Origin of the sequence: Sporosarcina sp. FA9 (assembly GCF_051550205.1) — a bacterium.
Classification (GTDB): Bacteria; Bacillota; Bacilli; order Bacillales_A; family Planococcaceae; genus Sporosarcina.
The window spans coordinates 150,162-166,156 of record NZ_CP188819.1 but is presented as its reverse complement, the minus strand read 5'-3'; the positions used below and the strand labels follow the sequence as shown (position 1 = coordinate 166,156).

At 37.1% G+C, this 15,995-nt stretch carries 17 protein-coding genes; 2 read left to right on the top strand and 15 right to left on the bottom strand.

Annotated features, from left to right (window positions below; genetic code table 11):
• The first annotated feature begins 3 nt into the window (after positions 1-3).
• Both ACP8HH_RS00860 and ACP8HH_RS00855 read left to right on the top strand, forming a co-directional pair.
• Positions 4-891 carry an ABC transporter substrate-binding protein gene (locus tag ACP8HH_RS00860; protein ID WP_438314540.1) on the top strand — a complete coding sequence of 296 codons (888 nt, stop codon included), beginning with the start codon at positions 4-6 and terminating at the stop codon, positions 889-891.
• Positions 892-935: 44 nt separating this feature from the next.
• Positions 936-1,829, top strand: coding sequence for a glycine betaine ABC transporter substrate-binding protein (locus ACP8HH_RS00855; RefSeq protein WP_438314537.1), 894 nt, complete (start codon positions 936-938; stop codon positions 1,827-1,829).
• Positions 1,830-2,272: 443 nt separating this feature from the next.
• On the opposite strand, the gene ACP8HH_RS00850 is transcribed toward ACP8HH_RS00855, so the two are convergent.
• The 15 genes from ACP8HH_RS00850 to ACP8HH_RS00780 form a co-directional block, all read right to left on the bottom strand.
• Complete coding sequence (locus ACP8HH_RS00850; RefSeq protein ID WP_438314534.1) at positions 2,273-2,734, bottom strand: flavin reductase family protein; 462 nt, start codon at positions 2,732-2,734, stop codon at positions 2,273-2,275.
• A 37-nt stretch (positions 2,735-2,771) separates the two neighbouring features.
• Positions 2,772-2,912, bottom strand: coding sequence for a hypothetical protein (locus ACP8HH_RS00845; protein WP_438314531.1), 141 nt, complete (start codon positions 2,910-2,912; stop codon positions 2,772-2,774).
• Positions 2,913-2,929: 17 nt separating this feature from the next.
• The gene (locus ACP8HH_RS00840; RefSeq protein ID WP_438314528.1) at positions 2,930-4,534 is read right to left on the bottom strand and encodes a M20/M25/M40 family metallo-hydrolase; all 1,605 of its coding nucleotides are present in this window, start codon (positions 4,532-4,534) and stop codon (positions 2,930-2,932) included.
• 26 nt (positions 4,535-4,560) lie between these two features.
• The gene (locus ACP8HH_RS00835; protein ID WP_438314525.1) at positions 4,561-5,715 is read right to left on the bottom strand and encodes an aminotransferase class I/II-fold pyridoxal phosphate-dependent enzyme; all 1,155 of its coding nucleotides are present in this window, start codon (positions 5,713-5,715) and stop codon (positions 4,561-4,563) included.
• A 118-nt stretch (positions 5,716-5,833) separates the two neighbouring features.
• Positions 5,834-6,502, bottom strand: coding sequence for a GntR family transcriptional regulator (locus ACP8HH_RS00830; protein ID WP_438314522.1), 669 nt, complete (start codon positions 6,500-6,502; stop codon positions 5,834-5,836).
• A 78-nt stretch (positions 6,503-6,580) separates the two neighbouring features.
• On the bottom strand, positions 6,581-6,919 hold the full coding sequence (locus ACP8HH_RS00825; protein ID WP_438314519.1) for a cupin domain-containing protein: 339 nt from the start codon (positions 6,917-6,919) through the stop codon (positions 6,581-6,583).
• Positions 6,920-6,931: 12 nt separating this feature from the next.
• Positions 6,932-8,212, bottom strand: a complete 1,281-nt coding sequence (locus ACP8HH_RS00820) for a TRAP transporter large permease (protein WP_438314516.1) — start codon at positions 8,210-8,212, stop codon at positions 6,932-6,934.
• Positions 8,209-8,691 (bottom strand): TRAP transporter small permease, encoded by a 483-nt coding sequence (locus ACP8HH_RS00815; RefSeq protein WP_438314513.1) that lies wholly within the window; start codon positions 8,689-8,691, stop codon positions 8,209-8,211. Before ACP8HH_RS00815 ends, ACP8HH_RS00820 begins: the two co-directional genes overlap by 4 nt.
• Before the next feature lie 135 nt (positions 8,692-8,826).
• Positions 8,827-9,837 carry a DctP family TRAP transporter solute-binding subunit gene (locus ACP8HH_RS00810; protein WP_438314510.1) on the bottom strand — a complete coding sequence of 337 codons (1,011 nt, stop codon included), beginning with the start codon at positions 9,835-9,837 and terminating at the stop codon, positions 8,827-8,829.
• A gap of 454 nt (positions 9,838-10,291) precedes the next feature.
• On the bottom strand, positions 10,292-11,224 hold the full coding sequence (locus ACP8HH_RS00805; RefSeq protein WP_438314507.1) for a metal ABC transporter substrate-binding protein: 933 nt from the start codon (positions 11,222-11,224) through the stop codon (positions 10,292-10,294).
• Between the two features lie 27 nt (positions 11,225-11,251).
• Entirely contained in the window at positions 11,252-12,112 is an 861-nt protein-coding gene (locus ACP8HH_RS00800) for a metal ABC transporter permease (protein WP_438314504.1), read from the bottom strand.
• Positions 12,109-12,849 (bottom strand): metal ABC transporter ATP-binding protein, encoded by a 741-nt coding sequence (locus tag ACP8HH_RS00795; protein ID WP_438314501.1) that lies wholly within the window; start codon positions 12,847-12,849, stop codon positions 12,109-12,111. Before ACP8HH_RS00795 ends, ACP8HH_RS00800 begins: the two co-directional genes overlap by 4 nt.
• A gap of 574 nt (positions 12,850-13,423) precedes the next feature.
• Positions 13,424-14,251, bottom strand: coding sequence for an undecaprenyl-diphosphate phosphatase (locus tag ACP8HH_RS00790; RefSeq protein ID WP_438314498.1), 828 nt, complete (start codon positions 14,249-14,251; stop codon positions 13,424-13,426).
• A gap of 6 nt (positions 14,252-14,257) precedes the next feature.
• Positions 14,258-14,869 (bottom strand): DedA family protein, encoded by a 612-nt coding sequence (locus tag ACP8HH_RS00785; protein ID WP_438314495.1) that lies wholly within the window; start codon positions 14,867-14,869, stop codon positions 14,258-14,260.
• A gap of 288 nt (positions 14,870-15,157) precedes the next feature.
• Entirely contained in the window at positions 15,158-15,898 is a 741-nt protein-coding gene (locus ACP8HH_RS00780; RefSeq protein WP_438314492.1) for a VanZ family protein, read from the bottom strand.
• Positions 15,899-15,995: the final 97 nt, after the last annotated feature.

Sequence of the window (15,995 nt, the reverse complement as noted above, 5' to 3'; positions counted from 1 at the left end):
TTTATGAAGAAGTTTAACAAGATTTTCCTATTAATGACTCTATCGCTCGCTGTTTTTCTAGCAGCTTGTTCAAGCGGGAGTAAGGATTCCATCACATTCGGTTCCAGAAACAACACAGAAAGTATTATTCTATCTAATATAATGGGGCAACTCGTTGAAAACCGAACGGATATTGAAGTAAAACGAAAAGATAATCTCGGTGGCTCTGACGTACTTTGGAGTGCAGTTCTTAAAGATGACATTCAAATCATTCCGGATTATACCGGAACAATTGTCGCCAACTACTATAATGAAACACCCGGAACGGCTGACGAAACATTTGAAAGAGCTAAAGAGTTGATTGCGGACGACGGTTTAATCGCTCTTGAAACGTTTGGATTTAACAATACGTACACATTAGCCGTGGCTGATGATATTGCAGCAGAAAATAATCTTGTAACGTTTAGCGATTTCGCTAAAATTTCCGATCAATTTACTTTCGGTGCAGTATTTGAATTTATCGACCGTCCAGATGGATTACCCGGTTTCGAAGAAGCGTATGGTATTCATTTCAAAGAAGTTAAAGGAATGGACCACGGAATGATGTACCGTGCATTTAAAGAAGGCGATGTTGATGTGATAAACTCGTATTCAACAGACGGACAGCTTCAGGATTATGATTTAACAGTTTTGGAAGATGATCTAGCATTCTTCCCACCCTATCATGCAATGCCTATCGTCAGAAAAGACGTTATGGAAAAGTATCCTGAACTCGAAGAAGTCCTGAATTTATTATCGGGTAAAATCGATGAAGCCGCTATGCAAGAAATGAACGGAAAAGTCGACAACGACGGCGTCAAAGTGGATGCAGTTGCAAAAGAATTCCTAGAAAACTCAGGATTACTTAACTAATAAAAGTTAATAGATAGTCAATATAATCGGAGGAAATTTAATTCATGAAGAAATTCAACAAAGTGGTCCTATTAATGACCTTATCACTTACAGTTTTTTTAACAGCCTGTTCAAGCGGGGGGAAAGACTCTATCACAATAGGGTCAAAGGATTACACTGAAAACATGATTTTGGCGAGCATTATGGGCCAATTAATCGAAAACCAAACAGACATTAAAGTTGAAAGAAAAGATAATATCGGAGGTTCCAATCTCATTTGGAGTGCGGTCCTGAGTGACGAGATTCAAATCATTCCCGACTACACGGGGACCATCGTTTCGAACTATTACAATGAAACGACAGGTACGGCAGATGAAACGTACGATAAAGCAAAAGAATTGGTACAAAAAGACGATTTAGTCGCACTTGCCCCATTTGGACTTAACAATACGTTCACGTTGGCTGTAGCCGAAAAAGTCGCGGAAGAACAGAACTTACTTACATTTAGTGATCTCGACAAGATATCCGATCAATTTACACTAGCCGCGGTTTTCGAATTTATAGACCGTCCAGATGGTTTACCAGGATTGCAAGAAGCCTACGATGGAATGAAATTCAAAGAAGTCAAAGGCATGAATCACGGCATGATGTACCGTGCGTTTAAAGCAGGCGAGGTCGATGTCATCAACGCCTTTACAACAGACGGACTTCTTCATGCCTATGATTTAAGAGTATTGGAAGATGATTTAGCATTCTTCCCCCCTTATTATGCAATGCCGATTGTTAGAAAAGACACATTAGAGAAATACCCCGAGTTAGAAGACATCCTTAATCAGTTAGCTGATACAATCGATGATTCTGCTATGCAAGTAATGAATAGTAAAGTCGATAACGATGGGCTTAATATAGATACAGTTGCAAAAGAGTTTTTAGAGGAATTAGGGTTAATTGAAAAATAAACGTAAAAACGCACTTCTCAACTAAATGAGAGGTGCGTTTTTGATTTTACACGATGTTATGAATTTGTTAACTCACTGTTCCTGAAAGTTCTTTCTACTAAATCTGCTCTGCAAACAAGGCAGAAATAAAAAGTGTTTCAATCAATACAAATCGAATCAATATGATACTTTATTGTTTTTATAACACGTTCACTATCGACTCGTAACGGTTCTAGTAATGCATGCATGGCGATTCCATTGACGAGCGTATATCAGACAGATTGATGTACATATCCGACAGTGCGAAGCATATATCCGACACTACCAAACATATATCCGACACTTTCATGATTATATCATCAAAACAAGACCTTTGAACCATGTATTTCAATGCTGATTTATAAAAAAAAGACTTTCCACGTTCAAAATCGAACAATAGAATGGCCCTTTATTAATAATCCGGTTTATTGAGCTGGAATCGAAAGAAACTTCCCTTGATAGTAACCCAATGCTTCTCCGTCCTCATATTTAAAATTTGTTACTTTCCCTACATATAAGACATGATCTCCGCCGTCATATTCTGCCCATGGTTCACATTCTATGTATGCAAGGGAATCTTTTAATCTGTGACAATTCTCGCCTTTTTCCCACTCGAACGGCAATACTTCAGTAGGACGTCCTGCAAAATGCATTGCTGTATCTTCTTGAGTATCTTTTAATATATTGACCGTGAAATTATTTTTCTTCATATACTCATAAGACCTTATTTTCCGGTCTACCGACACGAGTACAAGTGGTGGATCGAGTGAAACGGAAGTTAATGAATTCGCAGTGAATCCATGTTTTCCATCCTCTGTATCATATGTCACAACGGTTACCCCAGTTGCAAATTTCCCCATGCAATTTCTAAATTCACGTGTATCCATTTATATTCTCCTTTATTCAAATCTTTATTTAATTCTACTAGTCCAAATCAATCTTATCACTAATGCCTAAAGAGTGCTTTAAACCTGTTTCAGATCCTACACAACCCGTCTTCCCTGTTAAATAAATAGATAGGTCAGCTTTTGCCGATGCACTAAAAAACTCCGCACCGGGTTTCATCCGATACAGAGCTGTTATTACTTTTTAAACATATTTCGTATTAACGTCTCAAGCATTTGTGGCATTTCCACAAACGCACTATCTACTTGCAATCGCTCCGTCCTTTGATGTGCATCTTTTCCAAATGGACCGACATTCAACACAGGAGCTTTGAGTTCTGCCATTTCTGCGAAAGGAATGCTGTAAGTATCTCCCCAAACGGGCGTATTTTGTTCAAATGCGACCCAACCTCCCGCGTCGTCTTCATAATTGACGTAACTTAGATCACATATTCCATTGAAGTAATGGATCTGATCCAACTTTAGGTCAAACTTGCTAGCTTCCTTCTGAATTAAAGCAATCGATTCCTTCACTAAAGGGTTATCGGACGTATTGACAGCGGGATAATACGGTGGTGCATAGAAGATAACCGTTGCTGGTGCGAGTTCCTGACACTGGATCATCAAATTGTCTACGATTTCAAAACACATTTCACGGTCATCCGCTTCAATGTTTTCAAGCACGGTATTTTTCAATCGTTCAACTTCATCGAGTCCAAGTTTTTCAGTCGCATACTTGAGTAATTCTTCGTAGCGAATGACGCGAAGATTTCCGACAACTTTCACTTGCTCTCTGTCACAAACCGCTTGATAAGCCGCGTTACATTCATCCATTGCTTCTTTTGCTACTTGTTCAAACAAATCCATCACTTCATCTGCTGTACGCTTAAAAAGAAATACGTTATACAACGCAGCAGCTCGGTAAGGGGTTTGTGTTGAATACTGTGTTTTCAAGTCTTTCTGTTGTAGCGAAACCGGTAAAGGTGTCGTTTCACCAAGGTCTGATTCACTGAACAATGGATTCCACTCCATCTTTTGTGTAAGGAAGGAAGCAATATAGTTAGCCGTAATCCCTCGGAGCGGTTCACCGACATGTGTTTCTTTTCCATAAAACAACGCAGACGGCATAATCTTTCCAATTGTGCCTGAATAGATGTATTCTTTATTGTCTTCAGGTCCTTGTGAAAACGACGGTTCACCGTTCAAGAACAATTTGTATGTAAGACCGTGAACGTCACGTAACCGAACAAGCTCAGTCACTGCAACACGCATACCAGCGGAGTTTACTTCCTCGTCCGGAACCGTTGTAAGTAAAAGATTAATGGGCCATTGTTCGATACTGGCTTTTTCAAGAAGTGATAAATGAAGTGCAAGTCCCATTTTCATATCCATCGTCCCACGGCCAAATAAATACTTTCCACTTTCAAGATCTATGCGAGCCGCTTCTGGAAGTTCATCTTTATGATCCAACAATTTTCTTGTTAATTCTTCCGGATTAAAAGCAAGAGGTTCTAAAATACCATATTCCTCAGTTTGAACTGTGTCAAAATGGCTAATCAGTACAATGGTTTCAGTCGCTTCAGGGTGTTTATACAATGCAGTAACGGTTTGTCTTCCCATACCTGCATCATGAAGTTCTAAATGATCCGGATTGTCTTGGAAATAAGAAAGACGTGTTAATTTCGCCTCCAATTTGGGTGCAAATGTAACTTCACCTTCCGTTAATGTGCGGCTATCCCAACTTACGAGTTCGCATAGTAATGCACGAAGTTTTTCAGGTGTATTCCATAAATAACTTGTCATAAGAATGTCTCCTTTAAAATAAAATGTTATAGTTGTTGTAAAAACTTTTCTAAACGATCCATTCCCTTTACTAGGACAGGCATCGCATACGCATAAGACAGGCGTATATAGCCTTCTCCATACACAGAAAATGCACTTCCTGGTACAGCGGCGACTCCGCCTTCTTTAAGAAGTTTTGTCGCAAAACTAAATGAATCCATCCCGTACTTTTCAATAGAAGGGAAAATATAAAAAGCTCCATTTGGTTTAATCGTATCCAGACCCATTCCTACCAGTCTTTCATAAACAAAATCACGACGCTTAATATACTCTTTATTCATTTCAGATGGTATATGTCTACATTCATTTAAAGCTTCGATTCCCGCATATTGACTTGGTACGGAAGCGCACACAGAGTTGTATAAATGAACTTTTACAATATGATTCATAATTTCTTCAGGTCCTAAAACATATCCAATTCTCCAGCCCGTCATTGAATGTGATTTAGACAATCCATGAATTAAAAATAAACGGTCTCTTAAACTTTCATATTGTGCAAATGAAATATGTTCCCCAGAAAATGTATTTTCACTATATATTTCATCCGTTAAAACATAAATTGGATGTTCTTCAAGAACCTTTACAATTTCATCCATATGTTCCTTTTCAAGCGTCACACCTGTAGGATTGGATGGGAAATTAAAGAGAATTGCTTTTGTTTTAGAAGTAATAAGTGACTTGAGTCGTTCCGGTGATGGACGGAAACCTGTATCTGAGGTATCCATATAAACAACTTTCGCCCCACACAATTCGATAATTGGCTCATATCCAAGATAGAGCGGCGTTGGCAAGATTACTTCATCACCAGGTGACAGTATCGTCCGGAAAGTCGAATCGATTGCTTCACTTGCACCAGCTGTAATTACTATTTCGTTAACTGGGTTATATGTAAAACCATACTTGTCCGAAAAAAACGAAGAAACGGCCTGTCGAAGTTCAAGTAGGCCGGCGTTATGTGAATAACCTGTTTGATTGTTGTTTATCGCATCAATGCCTGCACGTTTAACGGCTTCAGGCGTTGGAAAGTCTGGCTGCCCAATTGTTAAATTTACAGCGTCCGGATAATCTACAAGTTGGTTCGAAAATGCCCGGATTCCAGGCACTTGTAGCGCTTTAGCTCTTTCATTGATTGGTATCTTCATTTTATTCATCCTTTAAGAATTTTATTTACCTAACAGGTTTGGCAGCCATAGTGAGATTGCCGGTATATACGTGATTACTAGCAAAGAATCATTGTTAGTGATTGCATTGGTGCAAAGTCTATTCAGTTTCTTTTCTTTTATAATAAAACAAAAATCTTTCTTCAATATTCTTTAAATGAATGGTCATTTCCTTAGTAGCTAAATCTACATCTTTTAATTTTATCGCCTCAACAATTCGCTTGTGTTCTTCGTAAGCACTCATTGCACTCATATGAACTGTATTTGACAACATTAGAAATGCCCTGTTTACTCCTGAATTCACTTGATGAATCATTTCTCTAATTTTACTATTGTCATTTTCCGAAGCCAAAATCAAATGAAACTCTCTATCAAAATCGATGAATTCCTGATAATCATCCTCTTTTATTGCATCCATTTGTCTATCAAGGTTTTCTTCTAACTCATGGATAAAAACCGGATCCTCCACAAAGACAACTTTTCCAATATTGTAAATCTCAAGCACACTTCGCAGCTCCATAAAATCCAATGAATCCTCTTTTGTAAATGTAGCAACTGTTGCGGGCTTTCCTTTATTTAATACAACAAGTCCTTCAGCAGCGAGCCTTCTAATCGCTTCTCTCAGAGGTGTACGACTGACCCCTAAATCTGCTGCCAATCTTTCTTCTGGAAGTTCTATTTCTGAAGCCAACTTACCAGACATAATTGCTGTTTTTATTAAAGAATATGCTTGCTCTGCGAGTGATGCAGAAGCTTTAACTTTTTCCAACTTTCCACCCCCTGTAAATCACATATATGATCCAAAATAGGTAAGTTATACAAGCCCTAGTACAAAATGCAGATACCTTTAGTATACAATCGCAATTATTTGAACTTCACTATCACTATGATTTTCAAAACCATGACTTTGACCTTTTTTAATTAGACATAAGTCTCCAGCTTTTACTTCAATTCGCTCTTTATCGTGATTGAGAAAAACACCTTCACCTTCCAATAAATAATAGGCCTCTGCATCATCCGTATGCAGATGATAACCTATTGTAGAATGAGGGTGAATTACCACCTTGGCAAATAGAGATAATCCATCCACTAAATCTTCTTTAGTAATTTTGTTATGGATTTCAATACTTCCAACCCCACCACGACAGTTCTGAATTACAACTTGACTTTTTGTATTTCTAATCACATATAGCCCACCTTAATCAAAAAGATTTGGAATAAATGTTGAAATTGCTGGGAAGAAGATAATTAGTAAAACGACTAATGCTACAATTGCAATAACATGTAATACGTATGGGAATGTTTCTTCAATACCCATATCCCTATCCGTAATGCTGCAACCTGCGATTAAAGATAATCCAACTGGTGGCGTTATATTTGCTAAAGCAAAGTTCATAACTAGTACCATTCCAAAATGAATTGGATCGATTCCATATTGCAAAGCGATAGGCATGAATATCGGACTCAGCAAGATAATCAGAGAAGTAACTTCAGTTAGCGTACCAAGTATAAACAAAATTAACGATACAATTAATAAGAATTGCAACGGAGTGCTCGCGAATTGTAAAAAGAATTTAGTAACCATTTCAGGAATTCTGTTGGCCGTTAATACATAAGTAAATACACTAGCAACTGAAATAATAATTAATATTATTGCAGAAGTCGTTGCAGATGTGACCATTATTTCTTTAAACTTTTTAATAGTCAATTCTTTATAAAACATTGATAAGATAAAACCATATACAACGGCAATTACAGCAGCCTCTGTTGCAGTCACAAGTCCACTAAAAATACCACCTAAAATAAAGATGGGCGCCATTAATGGGAAGAATGCTTGTAAACAAATTTTCAAAAACTCCGAACCTGTTGGCTTAGTTTGTTCTACTACTCCAAACCCTTTTTTCTTTGACATATATGCTACATAAATACAGAGAACGATTGTTAATAAAATTCCCGGTAAAAAACCAGCAATGAATAATTTCCCTATAGATATGTTTGCTGTGATACCCAAGATAACCATTGTAATACTAGGAGGTATGATTAGCCCTAAAACACCCGCGGGACCAATTATAGCTGCAATAAAGGAGTTGCTATACTTTTGTTCTTTCATTCTCGGGACAATTACAGATCCAACAGCATAGGTAGTTGCTACAGTTGAGCCTGATACTGCTCCAAAAAAAGCACTTGTTACAACAGCAGTCATTCCTAGCCCGCCTGAAAATCTTCCGACTATAACATCAGCCAAAGCCATCAGTCTCTTAGTAAGTCCACCCTTACCCATAATATTACCGGCCAAAATAAAGAGCGGTAATGCTAAATAGGAGAAATTATTCACTCCTGCAAACATTCTTTGAACCATTATTTCTAATGAAATATCACTGAAAAACAATACCCCCATTGAAACAATACCGATAGTAAATGCAATAGGCATCCCTAGAAATAGTAAAACGAAAAATAAGAGTAGAATCGCTATTATCATAATGTAGCCTCTCCTTGTCTTGAATTAGAGGGATTAATCATATTTACAAGTATAAAGTATATTGAAAACAAGGAACTAATCGGTATGACTCCATAAAAGATTCCCATAGGTAACTGCAGTGCTGGAGATGTTGTCGCCATAGTAGTCATCGTTAATTTAAATCCATAAACTACCAACACACCAAAGAATAAAATCATTAACATATGTATAAGAAAATCAATTTTCTTCTGTTTGCTTATACTAACCAATCCTACAAAATAACGAACACCTAAGTGCATCTTCTCGTAAATTGCTAAACTTGTGCCAAGGAACGTTAACCAAACAATTAATAGTCTTGCTAACTCCTCTGTACCAGGTAATGAGTATTTGATAAATCTTGAGAACACTTGAACAAATACAATAATCGTTAATCCGGTAATTGCGATTACGCATAATATTGACAGTAATTTTACGATACTTTTGGTCAATTTAATCAACATGAAATCCTCCTTTTCACTCTTGATGATGGGTGATAATAAACAGCAGCTAATGAAGTAATATTTAGAGGCATTTTATATCCTAGAAGTTAAATTTCCTTGTTTAAATTAAGTTATTTAAACAAGGAAATTCTAATATTACCAACCAGAAGCATCTCTATAAATATCCATTAACTCTTCCCCGAACACATCTTTCTCCCATTCATCGTACACAGGCAACATCTTTTCACGGAAAGCATTTGTGTCTACATCGTCGTTAACAAGCATTCCTTTACTTTTCAGTTCTTCTATATATTCTAATTCCACTTCATCGTTCTTAACTTGAACCTCTTTTGAAATTCTTTCTGATTCCTCCAAAATGACCTTTTGGTCTTCAGCAGAAATTTTATCCCATGTATCATTATCTACAACCATCATAATCGTGTTATAAAAATGTCCTGTTAATGAGAGATACTTTTGAACCTCATTAAATTTTGGTGCAACAATATTTGCTAAAGGATTTTCTTGAGCATCCAAAGCTCCTTGTTGTAATGCACCATACACTTCACTAAACGCCATTGCAGTTGGCAGTGCATTTAACTCTTCAAATGCATCAATTCGAAGTTTCGACTGAGCTACACGAATTTTTAAACCTTCCACATCTTCGGGTGTTACGATTGGTTTTTTATTGTTTGTAATATGTCTAAAACCCCACTCAACATAACCAATCTTTTTCATACCTTTTTCATCCATTACTTTTGCTAAATAATCACCAAATTCACCTTTATAAGCTTCACGAGCATGCTCAATATCTTTCCACATATAAGGTAAGTCTTCAATTGCCATTTTCATATCAAGGGATTGCATAGTTCCAACCATAATTGCTGCTGATTCCATAGTTCCCAATTGAACTTGCTCTAACATTTCCGTTTCAGATCCTAATTGACTGTTTGGAAATACGTCTATTTCTACGCGACCATCTGTTTTCTCGCTAATCTTTTCTGCCATATCGTTTATTAAATCTGATGCCGGTGTTCCATCTGACAATGCATGACCTAGCTGTAATTTAACTTTTTCCCCGCCATCTTTTGAATCCCCAGAACTAGAACATCCCGCCATTACGATTAAAAACAAAATCGAACCAATTAACGTGTATGTAATCTTTTTCATAATTTATTTTCCCCCTATTATTAGTTAGTTTCAAAAGTTAGAAATAACACGTTGCATGTGAACGCTTACAATCATTATTTTTTAATAGCTTATACCTTCATTTTTCGAGCCTCCTGTTCCGATGTATACTGTATACACCTCTGAGTTTCAGATTACAGTAGACAAAATTAATTGTCAACTCTTTTTTAATAGAATACTTCGATTTATTAAAAAAACTTTCCTACTATAATTGTTTACCGTATTTAAGGTTTTTCCATACCACTTTACTACACACTCTTTCTTGGGTTGCACATCCCATTTAATTCATTAAAAAAGCTCTGTACCGGGTTTCATCCGATACAGAGCTTTTTTACTTTTTGAACATATTTCGTATTAATGTTTCAATTATTTGAAGCATTTCGACAAACGTACTGTCTACTTGTAGATGACATGTCTATCGTTCACTCTTCGCTATTTATTTTCCTAATCCATCAGCAATCATTTCAGCATTCCATTTCACCATTTTAATATATGTTTCCCCGTCACCACCGGCTTTTCCCAATGAATCCGTAAATATCTTCCCATGAATTGGTACACCTGTTTCCCTCGATACAGCCTCCATACTTCGTGGGTCAACACTAGATTCCAAGAACAGTGATGGAACACCTTCGTTTTTAATTATTTGAATGATACTCTTCAGTTGCTCGGGAGTACCTTCAGAATGTGAATTGATTTCCCAAATGTATGCAGCTTGGAAATCATAGGCCGCTGAGAAGTATTTGAATGCTCCTTCGCTCGTTACAAGCACGCGTTTCTCTACTGGAATTTCTGCCATCATTTCACGAATCTCATCATGCAGTTGTGTAAGTTCCGAAATATATTTCTCAGCATTTTTATCATAGTCATCCGCATGAGTAGCATCAATTTTCTTCAGTGCTTCACGAATATTTTCAACATATTTAATGCCATTCCGAACGTCAAGCCAAGCATGTGGATCCTCTTCATTCTTATGTCCTTCTGAACTTAGATGCATTGGTTCAACACCTTCACTTACACGAATGACGTTTGTATCCTCAATTGATTTCCCTGCAGTTTCAATCATTTCATTAAACCATGCATTTCCTTCTTCCAAGTTTAACCCGTTATAGAAAACTGCATCTGCATCCGTTGTCAAAACAAGGTCGTTTGGAAGTGGATCATAGTTGTGTGGATCTGATCCTATCGGTGCTAAACTATGCACCTCCACATGCTCTCCCCCAACATTTTTTATCATGTCATAGACGATTGAATAGGTAGTTACGATTTGCAATTTCTCATCTTTCTCTTTCGGTGAAGTCGCCCCTTGGCCACATGCGGATATCAGAGCTACGACTATCAGTGTTGTTAAAAACAAAATCAGTTTTTTCATCAATATTCTGCTCCTTTTTTACAAAGCTCAAACAGCTTTTGTTTTGCTTCTTCTCACTCGGATTGTACGCATTAGAATTCCTTGTTTTGGTGAAAATAATAATGATAAGATAAACAACGTTGTAGCAACAAGAACGATGGTTGCACCTGACGCAAGATTATATGTAAAGCTCAGATACAAACCTCCCACCGCTGAAACTGCACCAAACAGTGCAGATAGGCCTATCATTATGGACAAACGATCAGTTAATAAGTAAGCCGTCGAAGCCGGTGTTATTAGCATCGCAACAACCAGAATGATACCTACCGTCTGTAACGATGCGACTGTAACAAGCGTTAATAATGTCATTAGGAAATAATGAATCATCTTTGTCGGTAAACCGTAGGCTTGTGCCATGATTGGATCAAAAGAACTAACTAGCAATTCTTTATAAAAGAGATACACACTTCCCAAGACAATTATGCCAATAATTAATGTGATCCACATATCAGATGGCCTCACTGCTAATACATTTCCAAACAGAATATGGTATAAATCTGAGCTGCTTTTCAGTTGTGTGATTAGTATTATTCCTAAAGCAAATGCGGCAGTAAAGACAATTCCAATTGAGGAATCGTTTTTCACTCGGCTATTTTGGCTAATAAAACCAATACCTATAGCAGTCAATACACCCGTCACCACGGCCCCGATGAAGAAGTTGATGCCTAACATGTATGAAATTGCCACACCAGGTAAAACAGCGTGAGAAATTGCATCCCCCATAAGTGCCATTCCCCGCAATATAATAAAACAACCAATTACTCCACAAATAATCCCCACCATGACGGACGTAAGTAGAGCCTTTTGTAAAAATTCATATTCGATAATCGATTCGATAAAATTTATCATGTCGGCTTCACCATTTCTTCTAAAAATGATAATTGTCCACCATATGCCTTAGCAATATTTTTTGGAGTAAACACATCATTTACATCTCCACTTGAGATAAGTTCCTTATTCAGCAACAGAAGCTCGTCAAAATATTTTTCCGCTTTGCTTAAATCATGGTGTACAACAATTATTGTCTTTCCTGCATCCCGTAACTCTTTTAATATCCTAACAATCACTTCCTCACTTGCTACGTCAATGCCCACAAAGGGCTCATCTAGAAGAAAGAGGTCTGTTTGTTGGGCTAGTGCACGAGCCAAGAAAACCCGTTGTTGTTGACCTCCTGACAATTCGCCAATCTGTCTATTTTGGAACTCTAACATGTCAACCTTTTCTAGACATTTCAACGCAAACTCCTTTTCTTTCCTTCCCGGCCTTTTCAAAAAACGGATAGATGGATACGTACCAATCAAAACCGCTTCTTTAACCCTAATCGGAAAGTCCCAGTCAATCGCACTCCGTTGCGGGACGTAAGCAATCTGTTTACGTACCTCTTTTAATGGAGAACCAAGTATAGTGATTTCACCACCACTTTTTGGTATCAAGTTCAAAATCGCTTTCAACAAAGTCGATTTACCAGCACCATTTGGACCTATTATTCCGGCGAGAGCACCTTTAGGTATAGTGAAGTTTACCTTAGTCAGTGCCTCTTCTCCAAAGTAGGATACACTCAAGTCCCTTACTTCTACTGCATTCATTCAACCTACTCCTTCATACAATTATTTATATGCAAATGTTTCCCTTAGGAAACTTTAATAGCAAAAAAACAACACAATTATTTTTTGTTTCCCTTGGGAAACTTTAATAGCAAAAAAAATACAACTCAATTACCGCTTGTTTCCCTCGGGAAACCTTTTTATCAAAAAACAACACAAACACTTATTGTTTCCCTTGGGAAACTTTATATTTCCATCTTAATAGATTCCTATTCAAAAGTAAAGCAATAATTTTAATAACTTTAATAACCATATTCAAACCAATTAAATAAAGCTTATAGCAAATAATCAATTACTGCCAACTTCCGTTTTAGATTATATACTATGCAAAACATTCAAAAATAGACACAAAACGCTGACGCAATCGCTACCCAGAAACATAAGAAACTTTTTTATGTTTGATTAAATAACTATTATTTAGTAATGCCCATTTCTGGCAGTATATAAAATCGGAATTTCAATTCTCCATCAACTGAAAGGTGATTTTAACTACTTCTTCAGCATATTTTAAATGGCCCATGCACGAATTACGATGTGCATGGGCCATTCTTTATTCTTATAGGAATACAATAATTGCCAATACTGCTGCAAGAATCAATCTATAAATTGCAAACGGTACAAGTTTCACTTTCGAGATAAGCGCCAAGAAGAATCGAATCGAGATGAGTGCAAAGATAAATGCGCTGACAAAACCAACGATGTAAAACGATAGATCATCCATTGAAAGTTCATCCCAGTTTTTCAGTACCGATACAAGACTTGCGCCAATCATAATCGGTACTGCCATAATGAATGTGAAATCAGCTGCCGTCTTGTGATTCATACCGAACAAAACACCGCCTGAAATGGTCGCTCCTGAACGTGAAAACCCTGGCCATAATGAAAGACACTGTACAAGCCCAACTGTAAAGGCTTGTTTGTATGTGATCTGATCCAATGTTTTCACTGACGGGTTTTTAGGACCGAATTTATCGGCAACAATCATCAGTATTGCTCCCGCAACCAATGCATATATGACCGTTTTGATTCCTGATAATTCCAAGTCGATAAAGTCTTTAAAGATGAATCCTACGATAACTGCCGGCAACATCCCAACAATGACATGAGCTAAATTGAAACGCTTATTCATCTTTTGTCCGTCAATCTTGTAAAGGCCTACCAAACTGAAGAGACGCTTCCAAAAGACAATGACAACAGCCAATATCGATCCGAGCTGAATGACAATTTTAAACGTAAATGCCGACCGATCTCCAAGAAAGTCTGTAATCTTTAACCACATATCATCCACAATGATTAAGTGACCCGTCGATGATACAGGTGCAAATTCGGTCATTCCTTCAACAAATCCTAATATGAGTGCTTTAAGTAATTCAACAAAATCCATAAGGTTTTACGCTCTCTTTCTGCGGAAGCGGATATACCAAAAACAAACCGCAACTCCGCTAAACGCTAGTATTATATACACAATGTAAGAATAGATATCCATATAATGCACAATGAGTTCCCAGTTCGCACCGACAGTCACACCTATTGAAACAAGTACTGTATTCCAAATTAGGCTTCCAATCGTTGTGAGCAGTACAAACAACGGAAAATTCATATTCGCCATACCTGCGGGAATCGAAATTAAACTTCGTATAAGTGGAACCAATCGACAAAAAACTACTGTCCACGGTCCAAACTTATTAAACCACACTTCTGCTCGGTGAATGTCTTTTCTCGTAAGCCGCAGCATGGATCCAAAACGATCCACAAACCTTTCCAGAACACTCACATCAACGAGAAGACCTACACTGTACAAAATCATAGCCCCAATAACCGAACCCACAGTCGCTGCCCCTATGACGCCTATTCGAGTCAATTCGGATTGAGTAGTCATAAATCCACCAAATGTAAGAATCACTTCAGATGGAATTGGTGGAAATAAGTTTTCAAGCATTATTAATAAGAATACACCAAAATAACCGAACTGGCTCATAAAACCAATAATCCATTCTTCCACAAAATGCCTCCATCAATGTATTTCCCTAGAGATTCGAAAGAACAAGAGCCTTTACTGTTTATTGGACGTCTTTTATAAAGTTTAGTTCCGTAGTCTATATTCCTACTTTACGCGATATCGGAAAAAGTTATTACATTTCTAAAAATTGTGGATAAGTCTACTTTAGTAACAATTGTCCACATGGTTCAGGCATAACTTTTAAACTTGTGGATTGTTTCAGAATATTTAAACGTACTTCGACTTAATACTGCACTATACGTATAACTATCCACAGTATTTTTTACACAGTCAAATATAATTTCTTTTTATCACTGCAAACAGAATGTATCCAATCATCGCGCCAGATGTGTTAAAAATTAAATCATCTATTTCTGCACTACGATTTGTAAATAACATTTGAAACAACTCAATTGTTAATGAATATCCAAAACCACACACAACAATTACTATAAGATGACGACACCGTTTAAACAATAATCCAAGAAAAAAACCAAATGGTATTGTCATAATGATATTCCCAACAGCAAAATACGTAGCAAGTTTAGGTGTTCGACCATATTGCGTAAGGATTTCTTTAAACGGCGACCATTGCATCTCCAAAACATGAGTATATGGGGCAATAAATTGAAAAGGATAAAACGTGAGATGAAATACGATTAATAAGTAAGTGAAAAATAGATAGATTCCAACTTCACGAGGGATTTTGACATTACCTTGAAGTTTGTATTTAGATATACGCGATGCCAAGAATACGAGTATTGCTAATAGTGCAAGTATGTAAAAAGGCAGTTTCAAGCCTAAATGGGCTACACCTGTAAAAACAGCAAAGAGGATGAGTGCAATAGGAAGCATCTTTCCATAACCTATTGTTATTAACGCTGAAAATCCTAAAATAATTGTACTTGGAATAAATCCAAAAAGTATTATTGTTAAAAAGGTATCTGACATTCTATCCCCGTAAAACAATGAGGCTGTTGAAATACACGTCAGAATAAGCGCCACTGGAAGAACCCACGGTAATTTTCTCATACAAGATACTCCGTTCATAAGTTTACGTTTCACTTACTATTGTAACAGAATGTCTTCTGTGTTTTTCTGAAAAAAAAAAGAAAAGTCATCCGAAATC